Here is an 18,288-nt window from a genome sequence, read left to right as displayed (position 1 = left end):
CTATGCGAATAATTGTCTACGGCAGTTTAAGACGCAACCAGGGAAACAGCCATTGGATGACCAACGCCCAATGGCTGGGTGAACATGAGTTAGAAGGCTATCAGCTTTATAATCTGGGTCACTACCCGGCGGCGATCCCTGGAGAGGGCAAGATACACTGTGAAGTGTATCGTATTAACTCATCGATTCTGGCAGAGCTGGACGATTTAAAAAGCAATACCAAGGACTATAAGCGCGAGCTGATTCAGACGCCTTATGGTAGTGCGTGGATCTACCTGTATAAGCACAGCGTGGACGGTTACCCGCAGATTAAAAGCGGTGATTGGCTAAAGCGTCTTGACGAAAAGCAGTAAAAAAACACCGCTCATTGAGCGGTGTTTTTCCTTCCAGAACGGGCTGCTAATTACTTTTTGGCGCGTTCGAAAGAGGCGATGATTTCAGCTTTGGCTGCAGCAGCGTCTGCCCAACCATCTACTTTCACCCATTTGCCTTTTTCCAGATCTTTGTAGTGCTCGAAGAAGTGGGTAATCTGCGCTTTCAGCAGTTCCGGCAGGTCGTTCACATCTTTTATGTGATCGTATTCTTTGGTCAGCTTGCTGTGCGGAACGGCGACCAGTTTTGCATCTTCACCGGCTTCGTCAGTCATTTTCAGTACGCCAACCGGACGGCAGCGGATCACTGAGCCTGGCTGCAGCGGGTATGGGGTTGGTACCAGCACGTCAACCGGATCACCATCCAGTGACAGGGTGTGGTTGATGTAACCGTAGTTGCACGGATAGAACATCGCGGTAGACATGAAACGGTCAACGAACAGCGAGCCGGTTTCTTTGTCGATTTCATATTTGATCGGATCGGCGTTAGCCGGGATTTCGATAACTACATAGATGTCTTCCGGCAGGTCTTTGCCAGCAGGGACCAGATTCAAGCTCATGTCGGTTTCCTTTAATCAAACCAGAAATGGAGTGGGGGCTATTATAGCGGACTCTTTTGCGATTTCCTGTCCTTTTCATCGCTGACTCATGGCTTGAGTAATGAGGGGGTAATTTCCAGATTAATCTCCTACGGCATTAAGTTTTCTTCCCGGCAGCCGATAACTTCATCAAATAATAAGGGTTCAGCTTTAGCTGGCCCCGCGTTTTACCTCCTTACATCTGTTGTGACTTATCTTTTAAAGCCGGGAAGAACTCATGTTAAAAAGAATTACGGTCAAGGCCGGGCTGATTGCCTTGCTGAGTCTGATGACGTTGCTGCTGATTATCGTCAGCATCATTGGTGTGAAAGCGATTAACGAAGGCTCGCGTTCGCTGGGCACCCTGAACCAGATCCTGGGGGAAGAACTGGGCTCATTGGCCAATAGCTCAAACCTGACACTACGGGCCAGAACGGCCGCCGCGCTTGCGGTACACCAACGCGAGATAGGCCAGATTGACGTCGCCGATGCCACGGTCAAACGGATCGATGGCTATCTCGAACAGTCAAAAGGAGAAATGGCGCGCTTTGTTAACGTCGGCACCGTGACCGAGCGTGGCCGCCAGTTCTCTCAACGTATGCAGGCAAGCTATCGCGCTTATCTGGAACAGGGCGTTGAGCCGATGGCGGCAGCGATCAAGGCCGGCAAGCTGGATGATTACTACGCCATTCAGGAGAATAAAATTTCCAAGCTGAGCATCGCGTTTGAAGATGACCTCGGTGAGTTCCGTGCGTTTGCGATGGAGGTCGGGCAACAACATGTCCATGAAGCGCAGAGCAATGCTACCACCAAGATCATCCTGGTCGTCTCCGCCGGGTTGCTCAGCGTCTTGCTGGCGGTATTGGCCTGGTTCGCACTGCGTCTGATTATCCTGCGACCACTGGATGAGTCGATTGCCCAGTTGGAATATATCGCTGAAGGGGATCTGACCCACGATATTAGCGGTGAAGGGGATACCGAAATGGGGCGCCTGGTGCGGGCCATGCGGCGTATGCAGCAGTCGTTGGTCGTGTCAGTCAGCAAGGTGCGCGATGCCAGCAGCCAGATTGACACTGGCTCGCGCGAATTGGCGGCCGGTAACGTTCATCTGGCGCAACGAACCGAGGAGTCGGCTGCGTCTTTAGAGGAAACTGCCGCCAGCATGGAGCAACTGACCTCCACGGTGAGGATGAATGCCGAAAACTGTGAGCAGGCCAATCAACTGGCGCTGAGCGTATCGGATATTGCCGAACAAGGCAGTGAGGTGGTCAGCCAGGTCATGAGCAAGATGCAGGCCATTACCGACAGTTCCCGCCGTATCGCCGATATTATCAGCGTCATGGACGGTATTGCGTTCCAGACTAATATCCTGGCACTGAATGCAGCGGTAGAGGCCGCGCGTGCCGGTGAGCAAGGCCGCGGTTTTGCCGTGGTGGCCGGTGAAGTACGCAGCCTGGCTCAACGCAGTGCGCAATCGGCCAAGGAGATAAAAGGGTTGATCGAGGCCTCACAAAACCGGGTACAGGAAGGTGAGCAGATGGCGGGAACTGCGGCGAAGACCATGAACGGTATCACTGGGGAAGTGGGGCGTGTTACGGCTCTGATGCGAGAAATTTCAGCGGCAACCCGTGAGCAAAGCAGTGGGATTGAGCAGGTCAACCTGGCGGTGGCCCAGATGGATCAGGTGGCCCAGCAGAATGCGGCGTTGGTAGAAGAGGCGGCTGCGGCAACCCGTTCTCTGGAGGAACAGGCGCAGGCGTTGGCACAAAGCATGGCGGTGTTCAAACTGTAATGCGGTAGAGGGGCGGTATACCGCCCCTTCATTACGGCGTTATTCGTCTGGGTTTTCAGCAATAAAGCGTTCGGCGTCTTCAACCATCGACTTGGTGCCTACGAAGAACGGCGCACGCTGGTGCAACAGCTCTGGCACGATATCCAGAATGCGGTTTTTACCATCGCTGGCTTTACCGCCGGCCTGTTCTGCCAGGAAAGCCATTGGGTTGCATTCATACAGCAGGCGCAGTTTACCTTTCGGGTGGCTGGCGGTGCTTGGATAAATATAAATGCCGCCTTTGAGCAGGTTACGGTGGAAGTCAGCAACCAGTGAGCCGATATAGCGTGAAGTGTAAGGGCGGTGAGTCGCTTCATCCTGCTCTTGGCAATACTTGATGTATTTCTTCACCCCGAGCGGGAACTTGATGTAGTTACCTTCGTTGATGGAATACATATTGGCTTTTTCCGGGAAGCGAACTTTCTCGTGAGAGAGGCAGAATACGCCCAGAGAAGGATCGTAGGTAAAGGCATGCACGCCATAACCGGTGGTGTAAACCAGCATGGTAGAAGATCCATAAACTACGTAGCCGGCAGCAACCTGGGCGTGGCCAGGCTGCAGGAAATCTTCTTCGGTGACGGGGGTGCCAACCGGAGTGATACGGCGATAGATAGAGAAAATCGTCCCCACCGAAACGTTGACATCAATGTTGGACGAACCGTCCAACGGATCCATCAACACCACATATTTACCATTTTCAGCTCGCTCGCCGTCAAAAATCACGATCTCGTCTTCTTCTTCCGAAGCGATACCTGCAACTTCACCGCGTGCTTTCAATGCAGCTTTCAGTTTTTCGTTGGCGAAAAGATCCAGTTTCATCTGAACTTCGCCCTGAACGTTTGAAATGCCGCTGGTCCCGAGAATATCAACCAGACCGGCTTTGTTGATATCACGGTGGATGATTTTGGCGCCCAGTTTAATGGCAGAAAGTAATGCGGTCAGTTCGCCGGTAGCGTGTGAAAAGTCGTGCTGTTTTTCGACGATAAATTCGCCTAACGTTTTCATGACACAATCCCTGAATCTACGGATGGATAGCGGTTCGTTAACATACCGCCAACGTTTTCGCCAGCAGTGTAGCCCAAAGCAACTCGTGATTCATAGGCAAATCCATTTCTTCTGGACGATTCTGAGCGTTAGAATAGGCACTAAATCGATGCACTTAAATGAGAAACCTAATGCGCATACATATTCTTGGGATCTGCGGCACCTTTATGGGTGGGCTGGCAATGCTGGCACGTTCGCTTGGGCATGAGGTGACGGGTTCAGATGCCAACGTTTATCCTCCGATGAGCACCCTGCTGGAAAACCAGGGCATAAACCTGATCCAGGGTTATGATCCCGCTCAGTTGGATCCGGTGCCGGATTTGGTGATTATCGGCAATGCGATGAGCCGGGGTAACCCTTGTGTGGAGGCGGTGCTGGAACAGGGCATTCCTTACGTTTCTGGCCCGCAGTGGCTGCATGATTATGTGCTGCGCGATCGCTGGGTGCTGGCGGTAGCGGGGACACACGGGAAAACGACCACCGCCGGGATGGCAAGCTGGATCCTGGAGGCTTGCGGCTATCAGCCGGGCTTTGTGATTGGTGGCGTGCCGGGTAACTTTGATGTTTCTGCCCGTCTTGGCGGCAGCCCATTCTTTGTCATTGAGGCCGATGAGTACGACAGTGCTTTCTTCGACAAACGCTCCAAGTTTGTTCACTACAGCCCACGTACGCTGATCATGAACAACCTCGAATTCGATCATGCGGATATTTTTGACGATCTGAAAGCGATCCAGAAACAGTTCCACCATCTGGTGCGCCTGGTGCCGGGCAAAGGCAAGATTATCCTGCCGGAGAACGACGCGCATCTGAAGCAGGTCATGGCGATGGGCTGTTGGAGTGAACAAGAGTGGATTGGTGAAGAAGGTGCCTGGTGTGCGCATAAGTTGACCACGGATGCCAGCCACTACGAAGTTCTCCTCAACGGTGAGAAAGTGGGTGAGGTGAATTGGGTTCTGGTGGGTGAGCACAACATGCATAATGGCCTGATGGCCATTGCAGCCACTCGCCATGTGGGTGTACAGCCAGCCGATGCCTGCCGCGCACTGGGTGATTTTATCAACGCTCGTCGCCGCTTGGAATTGCGTGGTGAAGCACATGGTGTCACGGTTTATGACGACTTTGCTCATCATCCTACCGCTATTCTGGCAACGCTGGCCGCTTTACGTGGCAAAGTAGGTGGGACAGCCCGTATTCTGGCCGTACTGGAACCGCGTTCAAACACCATGAAGATGGGGATCAGCAAAAACGATCTGGCACCTTCGCTTGGCCGTGCCGATGAAGTATTCCTGTTCCAGCCCCATCACATTCCATGGCAGGTTGCTGAAGTCGCGGATGCCTGCGTGCAACCGGCGCATTGGAGTGCCGACCTTGATACGCTGGTGGACATGATCGTGAAAACCGCACAGCCAGGCGACCATATTCTGGTAATGAGCAACGGCGGTTTTGGTGGTATTCATGACAAACTGTTGGCTGGGTTGGCGAATAAGGCTGAGCCGAAAGAAACCTACTGAGGTTTAATTGCATCCCCAAGATAAGGCCGCTGCTGCGGCCTTTTTTACGCTCACAAAAAAGCCCTCGCGAAGAGGGCAATGGGGTTCGTCGGATAGGACGACGATTTTTTCAGGGAATGTGCATTTACCTGAGAACTCGGCAGTGGCAGTGACGAGGGTAATCAGTTCGGCAAATGCAGCCCTGAATTATTATTTATAAATTTCTGCAGTGGCGTGCCAGTTGCCGTTTTCATAGGCTTCGACAACGCGATAGGCTTTAGCGCCTTGCTGGTCAGCTTTATCAGACAGCGCCTGACGGATATTGGAAGGTGCGCCGGTCACACCGCTAGCGGTAATGGTGCCGATAGATTGCATATTGCTGGCCTGGGCATCTGTCACCAGGGTGGCAGCAGAGGCACCGAAAGAAACGGCAGAGAGCAGGCTAATTGCAGCGATGGTTGTTTTCATGTTCATGATACTTGGATCCTTGATGGCTCGAAGATAACGGCCTGGAAGGGCTTTACAGCGTTTTTTATACTTGAAGGCTGTTATCTAACGTGATTTTTACCAGAGAATTACTGTGCGAAAATCGCATAACACATTGTAATTATTTATAAATTTCCGCAGTCGCGTGGTAGTTGCCTTCACTGCGAGCTTCGATGACACGGTAAGCCGTCGCGCCTTGAGCATCGGCTTTGGCAGACAGTGCCTGACGAATATCTGAAGGTGCAGAGCCTACGCCGCTGACGGTAATGGTGCCGGCAGATTGCAGTTTTTGTGCCTGAGACGCGTCAATTGACTGTGCTGCAAAAGCACCGAAAGACAGCATAGAAAGCAGGCTAATTGTTGCTACAGTAGTTTTAATGTTCATGATTTATCCTCTTCGTATTCTTTTATCAGTTCCAATGAACTGTGATTTACGTCACGAAAATGAGTATACATCTAGTAACTGTAAAAATTAATAGGAAGCTAACAATTTCTAGTGAAACTTTATTCGGTTCAGTACGGTTTTTAATAACCGAATGGAATAAAAAGCGCTTATAAAACGTTCTTTCAATGTTAAATTTATGTAATATCAATGGGGTAAGTGTTTTTGACCAAAAGTGCGGAATTAACCAGTGACTCTCACTAGCCAGCTTAAATTGTCATTTAAATGTGCTGTGGGTGGGCTGATAAGCAGTTTTAAACATGGTAGGGGCGCAGTAAAAAAACTGAGGTGGTAAACAAAGGGTTAAGAAGAGGCTAATAACGTGCGGCAGAGAGTTATGGCTGCCGCCTGGTAAAAGCGGCTTGGCGTCTGCGGGCGCAAACCTTAAGGGCGCCGGATAACAGCGCTCCTGCAATGCTAACCTTGTCGCATAGCGACCGCTTCAAATCTAGCGGTATAGCTCAAGGCATCAGAGTTCCTGCTCGAACAACGAAAGAATGGCTTCATACAGCTGGCGTGCGGTAAAAGTGCTGGCCGGGGTAACAAAAATAGTATCATCACCAGCAATTGTGCCCAGGATCCCTTCCGATTTGCCCAGTGAGTCTAACAGGCGGGCGATCAATTGTGCTGCGCCAGGGCTGGTATGGATCACCACAACGGCATCATTATGGTCGACATCCAGTACCAGATTCTTCAACGGACTGGTGGTGGTTGGCACACCGAGTTCGGCCGGAAGGCAGTACACCATCTCCATTTTGGCATTACGCGTGCGCACTGCACCGAACTTGGTCAGCATGCGTGATACCTTGGATTGGTTAATATTCTCAAAGCCTTCTTCTTGCAGCGCCAAAACGATCTCGCCTTGAGAACTGAATTTTTCTTCTTTCAATAACGCCTTAAACGCCTTGATCAGATCTTCCTGTTTTGCGGGATTACGCATTTTGCACCGTAGACTGTTGGTAATGGAGTTCATTATTATGCATATAAATGAATTTTTATGCAATACAGATCAGGGCTGGGGAAATAGTAATGCCCTAGAGTCAAGGAAAGGGAGAGATTTTAACAAAATCCGAAGCTCATGAATATGCCCTTTCAATGAGGGAAGCGAGCCAGCTCTCTGGTAAAGAAGATGTTATTAAAATGATGTTGTTCTGATGTTATGTAAGGGTGTAATGTAACGGCCGGTTAACGCGAACGTGAAGTGTCTCGCACTATTTTTGATTAGTGTGCGCTATGCCCTTAATGCGTAAGCTTTTTAATTTAGAATGACCGCAACAACGATCATTTTATTGCGCCAGATCTAAAACCGACTGTTAAGAGGTTGTTTTTAAAGGTGTGATAAATTAAGGTCCGAGACCAAGAATTCACGGCGCTTTTATATTCAAGATAAAAAATAAAGGAGTATAGGATGAAAGTTGCAGTTCTCGGTGCTGCTGGCGGTATCGGCCAGGCGCTCGCCCTTCTACTCAAGACCCAGCTTCCTTCAGGTTCTGAACTCTCTCTCTACGACATTGCCCCTGTTACCCCAGGCGTTGCCGTCGATTTAAGCCATATCCCAACCGCAGTTAAAATCAAAGGCTTCGGCGGTGAAGATGCAACCCCTGCGCTGCAAGGTGCGGATGTGGTGCTGATTTCTGCTGGTGTTGCGCGTAAACCAGGCATGGATCGTTCAGATCTGTTCAACGTCAACGCCGGTATCGTGCGTAACCTGATCGAGCAAGTGGCTAAAACCTGTCCGAAAGCCTGCATCGGGATTATCACCAACCCGGTAAACACCACCGTTGCCATTGCTGCCGAAGTATTGAAGAAAGCTGGCGTTTACGACAAGAACAAACTGTTTGGCGTGACATCGCTGGATATCATCCGTTCCAACACCTTTGTGGCTGAGCTGAAAGGCAAAAAGCCAGAAGAACTGGATGTGCCGGTTATTGGCGGCCACTCTGGCGTGACTATTTTGCCTCTGCTGTCACAGATCCCTGGCGTAAGCTTTAGCGATCAGGAAGTGGCTGATCTGACTAAACGTATCCAGAACGCAGGTACCGAAGTCGTTGAAGCCAAAGCCGGTGGCGGCTCTGCAACTCTATCTATGGGGCAGGCTGCAGCGCGTTTTGGCCTGTCGCTGGTGCGTGCATTGAGCGGTGAAAAAGGCGTCGTGGAATGTGCTTATGTTGAAGGTGATGGCAAATATGCCCGCTTCTTCGCACAACCGCTGGTGCTGGGTAAAAACGGTGTTGAAGAACGTAAAGACATCGGCACCCTGAGCGCCTTTGAACAAAAAGCGTTGAACGAAATGCTGGATGTGCTGCACAAAGATATCGAGTTGGGTGAGAAATTTATCAATAACTGATCCCCAAACATAAGCCGTATTGGTATTGCATAAGCCGCCGGGGCAAACTCCGGCGGTTTTTTGTTTTCTCATGATTTCATTCGACCTTTTCGATCCAGCAGATGATGCGTGCGTGGATCAAAATATCTGCTTGGCCAGATCTCAGCGGGGTGCACATTCAGTGCATCAGCGATCAACCATTCTCCTTTTGGCCAGGGGCGTAACAGCGCGTTTGCCAGCGTGGATGAGCTCAGGCCAGCTTGGCGTGAAACCGCAGCCATTGTGGTACCTCTCTTTTTCAATGCTGCTATGACGTCTGCTGGATGCCAATCTGGATTCCGTGAATTCATATTTACATTCCTTTTTTTGATTAGTGAAAGTACTGTTAGTGGTATAACTAACAGGTCAGAGTTAATCGTTTGAACAACACGAAACGCTTACTCAGAAAGCAGGATACCATTAAGTTTCCCAAAAATATCTTATTGGTTTCTGAAAAATAGAAATTGTCACATTAGTGTCACGAGATAATGGCTATGAAAAACGAGTGGTTTGCCGCCAAGGAGCTTACAGGCATCGCAGGATTACCTTCCTCTACACAGGGAATCAACCTAATGGCTCGGCGTGAAGGCTGGATCAGCCGCCGCCGGAAGGGTGTGCAGGGAAAGGCGTTGGAATACCACCTCGACAGCTTGCCCAGTAACGTTAAAAACCTGTTGATACTGCGGGAAGAGCCTGCGTCTTATGAAGCAGAGCGTCAGGATCCCTTGTTGGCGTGGATTGAGTACTACTACCACCTTTCGGAGAGCGAACGGGTGAAAGTGATGGAATTTCTGATGCGGGAAGGTGTGGGCAGCCTGCTGACGTGGATTACTGAAAGAAATAAATAGCGGAAGCTGCTGTTTACTCCAGGCGCTTCAGTTTCTACCTGGCGTAAAGAATGCCAGAGCGGGTTCTAAGAATGGATAGGCCTGCTTGGCAGGCCTATGGAGATATATAGAAATCGTTGTTTCTTAAAAATCGCGTTGAACCGCAAGGTGTGCTAATCCTTCCAGTGCAGAACGATGTGGCGATTCCGGTAAGGCTTGCAAGGCTGCAATGGCCTTGTCGGCTTCCTCCTCCGCTCGTTGGCGCGTATAGCTGAGCGAACCGCATGACTGCATGGCTGCCAGAACTGGCTCCAGCAGATGACGGCCATTTCCCTGCTCTATCGCTCCACGGATCATTGCGGACTGTTCAGCATTGCCGTGATGCATGGCATGCAATAAAGGTAACGTCGGTTTACCTTCATTCAGATCGTCACCGGTATTTTTACCCAGGGTGACGCCATCCGCGCTGTAATCGAGCAGATCGTCGATCAACTGGAAAGCCGTGCCAAGGTAGCGGCCATAATCCTGCAGGGCTTTTTCTTCCGCTTCGCTCGCGTCAGAGAGAATGGCGGAAGATTGCGCCGCCGCTTCAAACAGACGAGCAGTTTTGCTGTAAATGACCCGCATATAGCTTTCTTCACTGATATCCGGATCGTTTACGTTCATCAACTGCAGCACTTCACCTTCGGCGATGACGTTGACCGCTTCTGACATCACCGCCAGCACGCGCAGTGATTCCATACTGGTCATCATCTGGAAGGCACGCGTATAGATGAAATCGCCGACCAACACGCTGGCAGCATTGCCGAACGCCGCGTTGGCGGTGGCCTTACCACGGCGCATATCCGATTCATCCACCACGTCGTCATGCAGCAGGGTCGCGGTATGAATGAATTCAATCAGGGCAGCAACGGTAATATGCTTATTACCTTGATAGTGCAGCGCCCGAGCCGCCAGAACGGCGATCATCGGACGAATGCGCTTACCGCCACCGCTGATAATGTAATAGCCAAGTTGATTGATGAGCGTGACATCGGAATTCAACTGTTCAAGAATTGTTGCGTTCACGGCCGCCATATCTTGCGCGGTTAACTCAGTAATTTGTTCTAGGTTCATTGTATTTTTTTCAGCTGTGTTTCTGTTCACCGCGATGAGATCGCTGCTCACATCGGTACATGGCGGTAACTGTCACCTTGATTGTACTTGAAAAACGGTCCAGATAAACGTCGGCAGAGAAACTGTGTTTTTTTCTTCTTTTTTCACCTTCTGGCCCTAATCTGCTCTTGTCATGTGCAGGATTATTGCGTAGAATTCGCGCCCTATTGTGAATATTTATAGCGCGCTCTGTACTGAACAGTTGGGCACGCGGAAAGCGGAGTTTTATATGTACGCAGTTTTCCAAAGTGGTGGTAAACAACACCGAGTAAGCGAAGGCCAGACGATTCGCTTGGAAAAGCTGGACATCGCAACTGGTGAAGCGGTTGAGTTTGACCAGATTCTGATGATCGCTAATGGCGAAGATATCAAAATCGGCGTTCCTTTCGTCGATGGCGGTAAGATCAAAGCTGAAGTTGTTGCTCACGGTCGTGGCGAGAAAATCAAGATCGTTAAGTTTCGTCGTCGTAAGCACTACCGTAAGCAGCAGGGCCACCGTCAGTGGTTCACTGACGTTAAAATCACCGGCATCAGCGCTTAAGTTAGGAGAGCGGATTAATGGCACACAAAAAAGCTGGCGGCTCGACTCGTAACGGTCGCGATTCAGAAGCTAAACGTCTGGGCGTAAAACGCTTTGGCGGCGAAGCAGTACTGGCAGGCAGCATCATCGTTCGTCAGCGCGGCACCAAATTCCACGCTGGTACCAACGTGGGTTGCGGCAAAGACCACACTCTGTTTGCTTTGAAAGACGGTAAAGTCAAATTCGAAGTTAAAGGCCCGAGCAATCGTAAATTCATCAGCATCGAAGCTGAATAATTTTTCGAGCCTTACGAAATAGATGTAAGCCCCGCAATTCGTTGCGGGGCTTTTTACATTTATGGGTTGCTTATGTTCAGGCCCATAGCGTGCAGGCATTAGGAATATGGAAACAAAACAGCAGGCTGGTGTTGGTATTTTTCTGGCGCTCACCACGGCAGTTTGCTGGGGCGCATTGCCGATAGCGATGAAAGAAGTGCTGGTAGTCATGGAGCCGTTTACCGTCGTCTGGTATCGCTTTACTATCGCCGCAATCGGTCTGGGAGCGATCCTGGCAGTGCGTGGGCGCTTGCCGCCGGTGAAAATGTTTCGCCAGCCACGCTGGTTGTTGTTACTGGCGATCGCCACCGCTGGGTTACTAGGCAACTTTGTCTTCTTCAGTTCTTCGCTGCAATATCTGAGCCCGACAACGTCGCAGGTGATCGGCCAACTGTCACCGGTTGGCATGATGTTCGCCAGCGTGCTGATCCTGAAAGAAAGGATGCGTGTCACCCAGGTCATCGGGGCAATGATGTTGATCTGCGGGTTGATGCTGTTTTTTAACGTCAGTCTGATTGAGATCTTCACCCGGCTGACGGATTACACCCTTGGTGTGCTGCTGGGCGTATGTGCAGCATTGGTTTGGGTGACTTATGGCGTGGCGCAGAAAGTGTTGTTACGACGATTAGCCTCGCCGCAGATTCTGGTAATGTTGTACACTTTATGTGCAATCGCGTTATTCCCGCTGGCCAAGCCTGCGGTGATTTTCCAGCTCAGCAGTTGGCAATTGGCCTGCCTGCTGTTCTGTGGTGCCAACACGCTGATTGGTTATGGTGCGTTGGCGGAAGCGATGGCGCGCTGGCAGGCGGCTCAGGTGAGTGCGTTAGTGACGCTGACTCCTCTGTTTACCCTGCTGTTTTCAGATTTATTGGCGCTGGCCTGGCCACAGGTATTTGCCGCCCCGACATTAAATATTGTCGGCTATGTAGGTGCTTTTGTAGTGGTAGCGGGCGCCATGTTTTCCGCAATTGGTCACCGTTGGTGGCCACGACGGGCAGAAACCAACCTGGTTGCTTCATTGAAGCAGCCCGGTGAATGATTTACGGAGACGGTAAATGAAGTTTGTAGATGAAGCGACGATCCTGGTCGTTGCAGGTGATGGTGGTAATGGTTGCGTCAGCTTCCGCCGCGAAAAATACATCCCGAACGGTGGGCCTGATGGCGGTGACGGCGGCGATGGTGGCGATGTCTATCTGCTGGCAGACGAAAACCTGAATACCCTGATCGATTACCGCTTTGAAAAATCTTTCCGTGCCGAACGTGGTCAGAATGGCCAAAGCCGTGACTGTACCGGTAAACGCGGTAAAGACGTAGTGATTAAAGTGCCGGTAGGTACCCGTGTGCAGGACCAAGGTACCGGTGAGATCCTCGGTGACATGACCCGCCATCAGCAGCGTCTGATGGTAGCAAAAGGCGGCTGGCACGGTTTGGGTAACACTCGTTTCAAATCCTCGGTAAACAGGGCTCCGCGCCAAAAGACGCTGGGCACCAAGGGTGAGATGCGCGATATCCTGCTGGAACTGCTGCTGCTGGCCGATGTCGGCATGCTGGGCATGCCGAATGCAGGCAAATCAACCTTTATCCGTGCAGTCTCCGCCGCGAAGCCGAAAGTGGCTGACTATCCGTTCACCACTTTGGTACCAAGCCTGGGTGTTGTGCGTATGGACCATGAGCAGAGCTTCGTCGTTGCGGATATTCCCGGCCTGATCGAAGGGGCTCACGAAGGGGCAGGTCTGGGGATCCGTTTCCTGAAACACCTGGAGCGCTGTCGTGTGTTGCTGCACCTGGTGGACATTGCACCAATCGACGAATCCGATCCGGTAGAAAATGCCAAGATCATCATCAACGAACTCCATCAGTACAGCGAAAATCTGTCGCAGAAGCCTCGCTGGTTGGTGTTCAACAAAGTTGACCTGCTGGGTGAAGAAGAAGCTGCCGAGCGTGCCAAGGCGATTGTAGAAGGCATGGGTTGGGAAGGTAAGTATTACATGATCTCTGCGGCGAACCGTGAAGGCGTTAATGCGCTGTGCTGGGACGTGATGAACTTCATCAATACTCAACCAAAAACCATGGCAATTGAAGAAAGCGCCCCGGAAAAAGTCGAATTCATGTGGGATGACTATCACCGTGAGCAAATCGCTGAGGTGGAAGCTGAAGCGGAAGACGATTGGGATGATGACTGGGATGAAGATGACGACGAAGGCGTCGAAATCGTCTACCAGAAGTAATTCTGCGGTGTGAATTTTAGGGGCTCAGTTCAATACTGGGCCCTTTTTATTTATTGGTTCAACAGATTATCTGGCAGCCAGCATTGTGCGTTCAGCCCGCTGGCGTCGGTACGGTTTTCCAATTGCAGAGAGCCACGGTGCAACTGCACAATACGAATAACTATATTTAGCCCAAGCCCGCTGCCGCCGTAGCGCTGATCCATCCGGCGAAATGCCTGAGTCAGAACGCCTGCCAGCTCCTGTTTAACCCCCGGCCCTTCATCCAGCACCTGCAAGCAATGCCCGTTATCTTTGGGGGTCAGTTGGACCCGAATGGTGCTGTTTTCCGGGCCATAGCGATGTGCATTCTCCACCAGATTACGCAACATCAGGCGTAACAAGACCGGATCGCCATGGATTGGCGCGCTGGCAGGTAATTGCCAGCTCATTTTTTGCCCACGCAGGGCGCAGAGCTCTTCCAACTCTTCCTTCAGCGGTTGGGTAACGTTGGCGATCCAGTCAAATTGCTGATAATGACCACTGGCAAAATCCTGCCCGGCGCGCGACAGCATCAGCAATTGCTCAACGACATGCATCAGTTGATCGATACGGGCGATCAGGATTTTGCTACCCTGGATCCCTTGTTGTTCCATCAGTTCCAGATGCAGACGGATACCAGCCAGAGGAGTGCGTAATTCATGCGCCGCATCGGCAGTGAACAGACGTTCTTGCTGGATGGTATGGTCAAGACGTGAAAAGAGCTGATTCAGCGCGGTGGTGACCGCCACCATTTCCATGCTGTCGCTGGTGATCGGTAATGGCGTCAGGTTGTCTGCTGAACGCTTCTCCAGCTTTTCTTGCAGTTGATTGAGCGGGCGGATAATCCAACTGATGGCCCAGAAAGAGGCCAGCAGGGTCACGATCATCATGATCAGCGAAGGGGCTAGCAATGAGGCAATAGCTTCGGCAATTTCAGTATCGACCCGCTCGTTGCGCATTTTGGCCGATAAGGTTTCATCCACCAGAAAACTGATTTGCTCCTGGCTTTCATGCCATAACCAAAATGCACTGATAAGCTGAGTGACCAACAGGATCAACGCCAGCATCAGCAACAGACGACGGCGCATGCTGATCATGATGTGGGTTCCAGGCGGTAGCCAATCCCGCGTACGGTGCGGATGCGGTTTTTACCCAATTTGCGGCGCAGATTATGTACGTGAACTTCGAGGGTATTCGAGCCCAGATCGTCGTTCCAGGTATAGAGATCCTGCTGGAGCAGCTCGCGGTTGACGGTTTGCCCGGCACGCATCATCAGGCGTGAAAGAATGGCAAACTCCTTCGGGGTAACGTCTATCGCCTGTTCCAGCAAATAAACCTGCTGGCTGGACAGATTGAGCGTCAGATCGTTTTGCTGCAGCAGGTTATCGCTGTGGCCCTGATAACGGCGAATCAATGCCCGTAACCGGGCCTGTAATTCAATCAGGGCAAAGGGCTTGGTCAGATAGTCATCGGCACCGGCATCCAGGCCTTCGACACGGTCTTGCAGAGCATCCCGGGCGGTGAGGATCAACACCGGGATGCTGATATGCTGACGGCGCCATTGCCGCAGCAGGCTGGCGCCGTCGAGATCCGGCAGGCCGAGATCGAGGATCACCATACTGTATTGGCTGGTGTTGATCAGGCTGTTGGCTTCAGCGGCGCTAGCCGCACAATCACAGGCATAGCCTTCATTGGACAGTGCCAACGCCAGGCCTTGCTGCAGCAGTTCATCGTCCTCAACCACCAGTAACTTCATGCCTATCGACCTCAATTGTTCTGATAAATATCCCGATATAACCTGCTCTCGAAACGTACCAGTGGAGCTCGGCGCTGTTTTTGATCCTCTGGGGGAACCGCGTAACCTGACAGGAATTGGACAAAAGCATAACGCTGCCCACTGGCAGTCGTAATAAAACCAGCCAGATTATAGACTCCCTGCAACGCGCCGGTTTTGGCGGAAACCTTGCCATCAACCCCGGCTTCGTGCAGGCCACCGCGATAGCGCAAGGTGCCATCATACCCAGATAGCGGCAGCATAGAGATAAAGTTGAGCTCGTTGTCGTGCTGGGCAATATATTGCAACGCCTGCATCATGGTGGCCGGCGCCAACAGGTTGTGGCGAGACAGACCTGAACCGTCCACCACGATACTGTTACCCAGGTCTACGCCAGCCTTCTGGCGCAGTACCTGGCGCACCGCGTCAGCGCCCGCCCGCCAGGTGCCAGGCACCCCGAAACGCTCGTGGCCGATGGTGCGAAAAACGGTATCGGCAATCATATTGTCCGATTTTTTCAGCATAACTTTCAGCAACTCATGTAACGGAGCGGACTGTGTCTGAGCGATCACATTCCCCTTCATACCAGGCAGGGTCTGGCGCTTGAGGTGACCGTCAATCTGGATACCGGCCTGGGTCAATTCATCTTTCAGAATAGCACCGGAATAGCTGGCGCCATCCTGAATAGCGAAGGCCAATGGCAATGGTTCACTGCGTTGGGTCAGGCATCCGGTCAGAGTAAAGCGGTTCAACTCGCCAGGAACGACATCCAGCTCACAATACTGTGCATCCGTGGAACCCCTTGCCAGCGTCCTCACCTGGCTGAACATATTGACCGGATAAAAAGATGCGACGCGGATAAACGCCATCTCTCCTGGGTTCGGAGCACTATAGAGCGAAACCGAGAAACAGTTGCGATCAACAATCGCCGCCGCCGGTGGCGCACTGAAACATTGGGTCAGATCGTTCCATGGCCAGCCTGGCGCTTTGTCGTGGCTGGCGAATACCGAAGTATCCACCAGAACATCGCCGGTGATCTGGCGCACGCCCTGTTTTTTCAACTCCGCCACCATATTGCGCAGACTCTGGCGTTTGAACGTGGGATCCCCACTGAACCGGGCGATAAGGTTACCGCGCAACACGCCATCCGTGATGTTGCCCTGGCTTTCCAATGTCGTCGTGAAACGATAATCAGGCCCGAGCTGTAATAATGCCGCCAGCGCGGTAAGTACTTTCTGAGTACTGGCCGGTAATGCCATTTGCTGTGAGTGATAATCGACAGTTGGCGCAGTTGCGCCAACCTTCTGAACAACCAGGGCAAGGTTGGCCCCATCAGGCAAATATTGTGTGTAATCTTCAACCGGGGCCGCATTGGCATTAAGGGTAAATGCGCAGGCCATTGCACTGACAATTCGTGAAAAACGCATAATCTCGGGGTAACAGCTGGATAACGTGTTGTCATACTACGGTGCATTAAGGGAGAAAGTAAACGATGACCCTTAAGGAACTCTACGCTAAAATGCATATCAAAATGCAAAATCGATACTGACTTGGAAGACATTCCGGGTTTGGTATCTTTTGTTTATCGCCTGGAGACGGGAGGCGCAACGCTTACCGTAATTTCATACGAATACGTCAGGATGACGGCCATACCTTTGGGTTTCAAGTTGGCCGCTCTAGCGCATTCATGCGCTTGCGGGCATTTGTACCGCCTGTACAGCACTGCCAGTACAGGTAGCAACAGTGCGGCTTGAAAGATGACAGGTATATTTGAACAGGAAAGATTTAGAGGTATTTAAACGATGAAACAGATTCCGATGACCTTGTTTGGCGCAGAACAACTGCGTGAAGAACTCGAATATTTGAAAAGCGTACGTCGCCCGAAAATCATTGCGGATATCGCTGATGCGCGCGAACACGGTGACCTGAAAGAGAATGCCGAGTACCATGCTGCCCGCGAACAACAGGGTTTCTGTGAAGGGCGTATCCAGGAGATCGAAGCTAAATTATCTAACGCGCAGGTGATCGACATCACTAAAATGCCAGATACTGGCCGCGTGATTTTTGGTGCTACCGTAACGGTAATGAATCTGGATACCGAAGATGAAGTGACTTATCGTATCGTGGGCGATGATGAGGCTGACTTTAAGAAGAATCTTATCTCGGTCAATTCGCCAATGGCACGTGGCCTGATTGGCAAAGAACAAGATGATGTGGTTGTCATCAAAACGCCTGGCGGTGATGTAGACTATGAAATTCTGAAAGTGGAATATCTTTAATTGCAATAAAGTTGGTCACATATTCAGCAGCGTTTTGTAAAGAAAGGAAAAAGGCCGCGTGCGGCCTTTTATCTGAGCCCGGTGCATGGCACCGTTTCAGCAAATTGAACGGTGATTAGCGCGGCAAAGTGATCTTGCGATCTTTCGAAGGGCGGTAAAGAATAAGCGTACTGCCGATCACTTGTACATTGCAGGCACCCGTTTCACGCACAATAGCGTCGGCGATCAAGGCTTTAGTTTCACGATCTTCGGCAGCAATTTTTACCTTGATCAGCTCATGATGCTCCAGAGCCTGTTCAATTTCAGCCAGCACCCCTTCGGTGAGACCGTTATTACCCAGCATGACAACCGGTTTTAACGGATGCGCCAAGCCTTTCAGGTGCTGTTTTTGTTTATTATTTAGATTCATTGTCTTTTTTGCTTAAGTTGGGATTGAAAACGGCACATTCTACCGCCATCTCATGTGTATCACCAAATCGGTCTGCACCGAATGGAGTCTATGTGAGTAGCGAACCTGGCTTACCCTATGAATTTCAAGCCGTAAC

At 51.3% G+C, this 18,288-nt stretch carries 21 protein-coding genes; 10 read left to right on the top strand and 11 right to left on the bottom strand.

The window, feature by feature from the left end; all coding sequences use genetic code 11:
- Positions 1-2: 2 nt before the first annotated feature.
- Complete coding sequence (locus ACQ86O_RS02825) at positions 3-353, top strand: gamma-glutamylcyclotransferase family protein (protein ID WP_431224051.1); 351 nt, start codon at positions 3-5, stop codon at positions 351-353.
- A 50-nt stretch (positions 354-403) separates the two neighbouring features.
- Here the strand turns inward: ACQ86O_RS02825 and ppa are convergent, their stop codons facing one another.
- Positions 404-931, bottom strand: coding sequence for an inorganic diphosphatase (gene ppa / locus ACQ86O_RS02820; protein ID WP_431224050.1), 528 nt, complete (start codon positions 929-931; stop codon positions 404-406).
- 256 nt (positions 932-1,187) lie between these two features.
- On the opposite strand from ppa, the gene ACQ86O_RS02815 reads away from it, so the two are divergent.
- Positions 1,188-2,741, top strand: coding sequence for a methyl-accepting chemotaxis protein (locus tag ACQ86O_RS02815; protein WP_431224049.1), 1,554 nt, complete (start codon positions 1,188-1,190; stop codon positions 2,739-2,741).
- A 39-nt stretch (positions 2,742-2,780) separates the two neighbouring features.
- Here the strand turns inward: ACQ86O_RS02815 and fbp are convergent, their stop codons facing one another.
- Entirely contained in the window at positions 2,781-3,785 is a 1,005-nt protein-coding gene (gene fbp / locus ACQ86O_RS02810; RefSeq protein WP_431224048.1) for a class 1 fructose-bisphosphatase, read from the bottom strand.
- A 170-nt stretch (positions 3,786-3,955) separates the two neighbouring features.
- On the opposite strand from fbp, the gene mpl reads away from it, so the two are divergent.
- Complete coding sequence (gene mpl, locus ACQ86O_RS02805) at positions 3,956-5,335, top strand: UDP-N-acetylmuramate:L-alanyl-gamma-D-glutamyl-meso-diaminopimelate ligase (protein WP_431224047.1); 1,380 nt, start codon at positions 3,956-3,958, stop codon at positions 5,333-5,335.
- Between the two features lie 189 nt (positions 5,336-5,524).
- Here mpl and yhcN (ACQ86O_RS02800) read toward each other — a convergent pair whose 3' ends face one another.
- The 3 genes from yhcN (ACQ86O_RS02800) to argR form a co-directional block, all read right to left on the bottom strand.
- The gene (gene yhcN, locus ACQ86O_RS02800; RefSeq protein ID WP_431224046.1) at positions 5,525-5,788 is read right to left on the bottom strand and encodes a peroxide/acid stress response protein YhcN; all 264 of its coding nucleotides are present in this window, start codon (positions 5,786-5,788) and stop codon (positions 5,525-5,527) included.
- A gap of 133 nt (positions 5,789-5,921) precedes the next feature.
- The gene (gene yhcN, locus ACQ86O_RS02795) at positions 5,922-6,185 is read right to left on the bottom strand and encodes a peroxide/acid stress response protein YhcN (RefSeq protein WP_431224045.1); all 264 of its coding nucleotides are present in this window, start codon (positions 6,183-6,185) and stop codon (positions 5,922-5,924) included.
- 526 nt (positions 6,186-6,711) lie between these two features.
- The gene (gene argR, locus ACQ86O_RS02790) at positions 6,712-7,182 is read right to left on the bottom strand and encodes a transcriptional regulator ArgR (RefSeq protein ID WP_431224044.1); all 471 of its coding nucleotides are present in this window, start codon (positions 7,180-7,182) and stop codon (positions 6,712-6,714) included.
- 468 nt (positions 7,183-7,650) lie between these two features.
- Here argR and mdh point away from each other — a divergent pair, with 468 nt between their 5' ends.
- On the top strand, positions 7,651-8,589 hold the full coding sequence (gene mdh, locus ACQ86O_RS02785) for a malate dehydrogenase (RefSeq protein WP_431224043.1): 939 nt from the start codon (positions 7,651-7,653) through the stop codon (positions 8,587-8,589).
- 68 nt (positions 8,590-8,657) lie between these two features.
- Here mdh and ACQ86O_RS02780 read toward each other — a convergent pair whose 3' ends face one another.
- Positions 8,658-8,918: a helix-turn-helix domain-containing protein gene (locus ACQ86O_RS02780; RefSeq protein WP_431224042.1), complete on the bottom strand. Its 261-nt coding sequence runs from the start codon at positions 8,916-8,918 to the stop codon at positions 8,658-8,660.
- 183 nt (positions 8,919-9,101) lie between these two features.
- On the opposite strand from ACQ86O_RS02780, the gene ACQ86O_RS02775 reads away from it, so the two are divergent.
- Positions 9,102-9,455: a DNA-binding protein gene (locus tag ACQ86O_RS02775; RefSeq protein ID WP_431224041.1), complete on the top strand. Its 354-nt coding sequence runs from the start codon at positions 9,102-9,104 to the stop codon at positions 9,453-9,455.
- Between the two features lie 123 nt (positions 9,456-9,578).
- Here ACQ86O_RS02775 and ispB read toward each other — a convergent pair whose 3' ends face one another.
- The gene (gene ispB, locus ACQ86O_RS02770; protein WP_431224040.1) at positions 9,579-10,550 is read right to left on the bottom strand and encodes an octaprenyl diphosphate synthase; all 972 of its coding nucleotides are present in this window, start codon (positions 10,548-10,550) and stop codon (positions 9,579-9,581) included.
- Between the two features lie 268 nt (positions 10,551-10,818).
- On the opposite strand from ispB, the gene rplU reads away from it, so the two are divergent.
- From rplU to cgtA, 4 genes are all read left to right on the top strand, one after another.
- Entirely contained in the window at positions 10,819-11,130 is a 312-nt protein-coding gene (gene rplU, locus ACQ86O_RS02765) for a 50S ribosomal protein L21 (protein WP_431224039.1), read from the top strand.
- 17 nt (positions 11,131-11,147) lie between these two features.
- On the top strand, positions 11,148-11,405 hold the full coding sequence (gene rpmA, locus ACQ86O_RS02760; protein ID WP_004933559.1) for a 50S ribosomal protein L27: 258 nt from the start codon (positions 11,148-11,150) through the stop codon (positions 11,403-11,405).
- Between the two features lie 106 nt (positions 11,406-11,511).
- Positions 11,512-12,483 carry a DMT family transporter gene (locus tag ACQ86O_RS02755; RefSeq protein WP_431224038.1) on the top strand — a complete coding sequence of 324 codons (972 nt, stop codon included), beginning with the start codon at positions 11,512-11,514 and terminating at the stop codon, positions 12,481-12,483.
- 16 nt (positions 12,484-12,499) lie between these two features.
- Positions 12,500-13,672, top strand: a complete 1,173-nt coding sequence (gene cgtA / locus ACQ86O_RS02750) for an Obg family GTPase CgtA (RefSeq protein WP_431224037.1) — start codon at positions 12,500-12,502, stop codon at positions 13,670-13,672.
- 50 nt (positions 13,673-13,722) lie between these two features.
- Here cgtA and pmrB read toward each other — a convergent pair whose 3' ends face one another.
- From pmrB to dacB, 3 genes are read right to left on the bottom strand one after another with little or no spacing between them, the layout of a single operon-like run.
- Positions 13,723-14,787 (bottom strand): two-component system sensor histidine kinase PmrB, encoded by a 1,065-nt coding sequence (pmrB, locus tag ACQ86O_RS02745; RefSeq protein WP_431224036.1) that lies wholly within the window; start codon positions 14,785-14,787, stop codon positions 13,723-13,725.
- On the bottom strand, positions 14,784-15,446 hold the full coding sequence (gene pmrA, locus ACQ86O_RS02740; RefSeq protein ID WP_431224035.1) for a two-component system response regulator PmrA: 663 nt from the start codon (positions 15,444-15,446) through the stop codon (positions 14,784-14,786). The genes pmrB and pmrA overlap by 4 nt, the downstream gene beginning before the upstream one ends.
- An 11-nt stretch (positions 15,447-15,457) precedes the next feature.
- On the bottom strand, positions 15,458-16,891 hold the full coding sequence (gene dacB / locus ACQ86O_RS02735; RefSeq protein WP_431224034.1) for a serine-type D-Ala-D-Ala carboxypeptidase: 1,434 nt from the start codon (positions 16,889-16,891) through the stop codon (positions 15,458-15,460).
- A gap of 375 nt (positions 16,892-17,266) precedes the next feature.
- On the opposite strand from dacB, the gene greA reads away from it, so the two are divergent.
- Positions 17,267-17,743 carry a transcription elongation factor GreA gene (gene greA, locus ACQ86O_RS02730; protein ID WP_431224033.1) on the top strand — a complete coding sequence of 159 codons (477 nt, stop codon included), beginning with the start codon at positions 17,267-17,269 and terminating at the stop codon, positions 17,741-17,743.
- Between the two features lie 115 nt (positions 17,744-17,858).
- On the opposite strand, the gene yhbY is transcribed toward greA, so the two are convergent.
- Positions 17,859-18,152, bottom strand: a complete 294-nt coding sequence (gene yhbY, locus ACQ86O_RS02725) for a ribosome assembly RNA-binding protein YhbY (RefSeq protein ID WP_431224032.1) — start codon at positions 18,150-18,152, stop codon at positions 17,859-17,861.
- Positions 18,153-18,288: the final 136 nt, after the last annotated feature.

The organism is Serratia sp. L9, from assembly GCF_050632285.1.
GTDB lineage: Bacteria > Pseudomonadota > Gammaproteobacteria > Enterobacterales > Enterobacteriaceae > Chania.
This window is presented reverse-complemented; position numbering and strand designations above follow the sequence as displayed.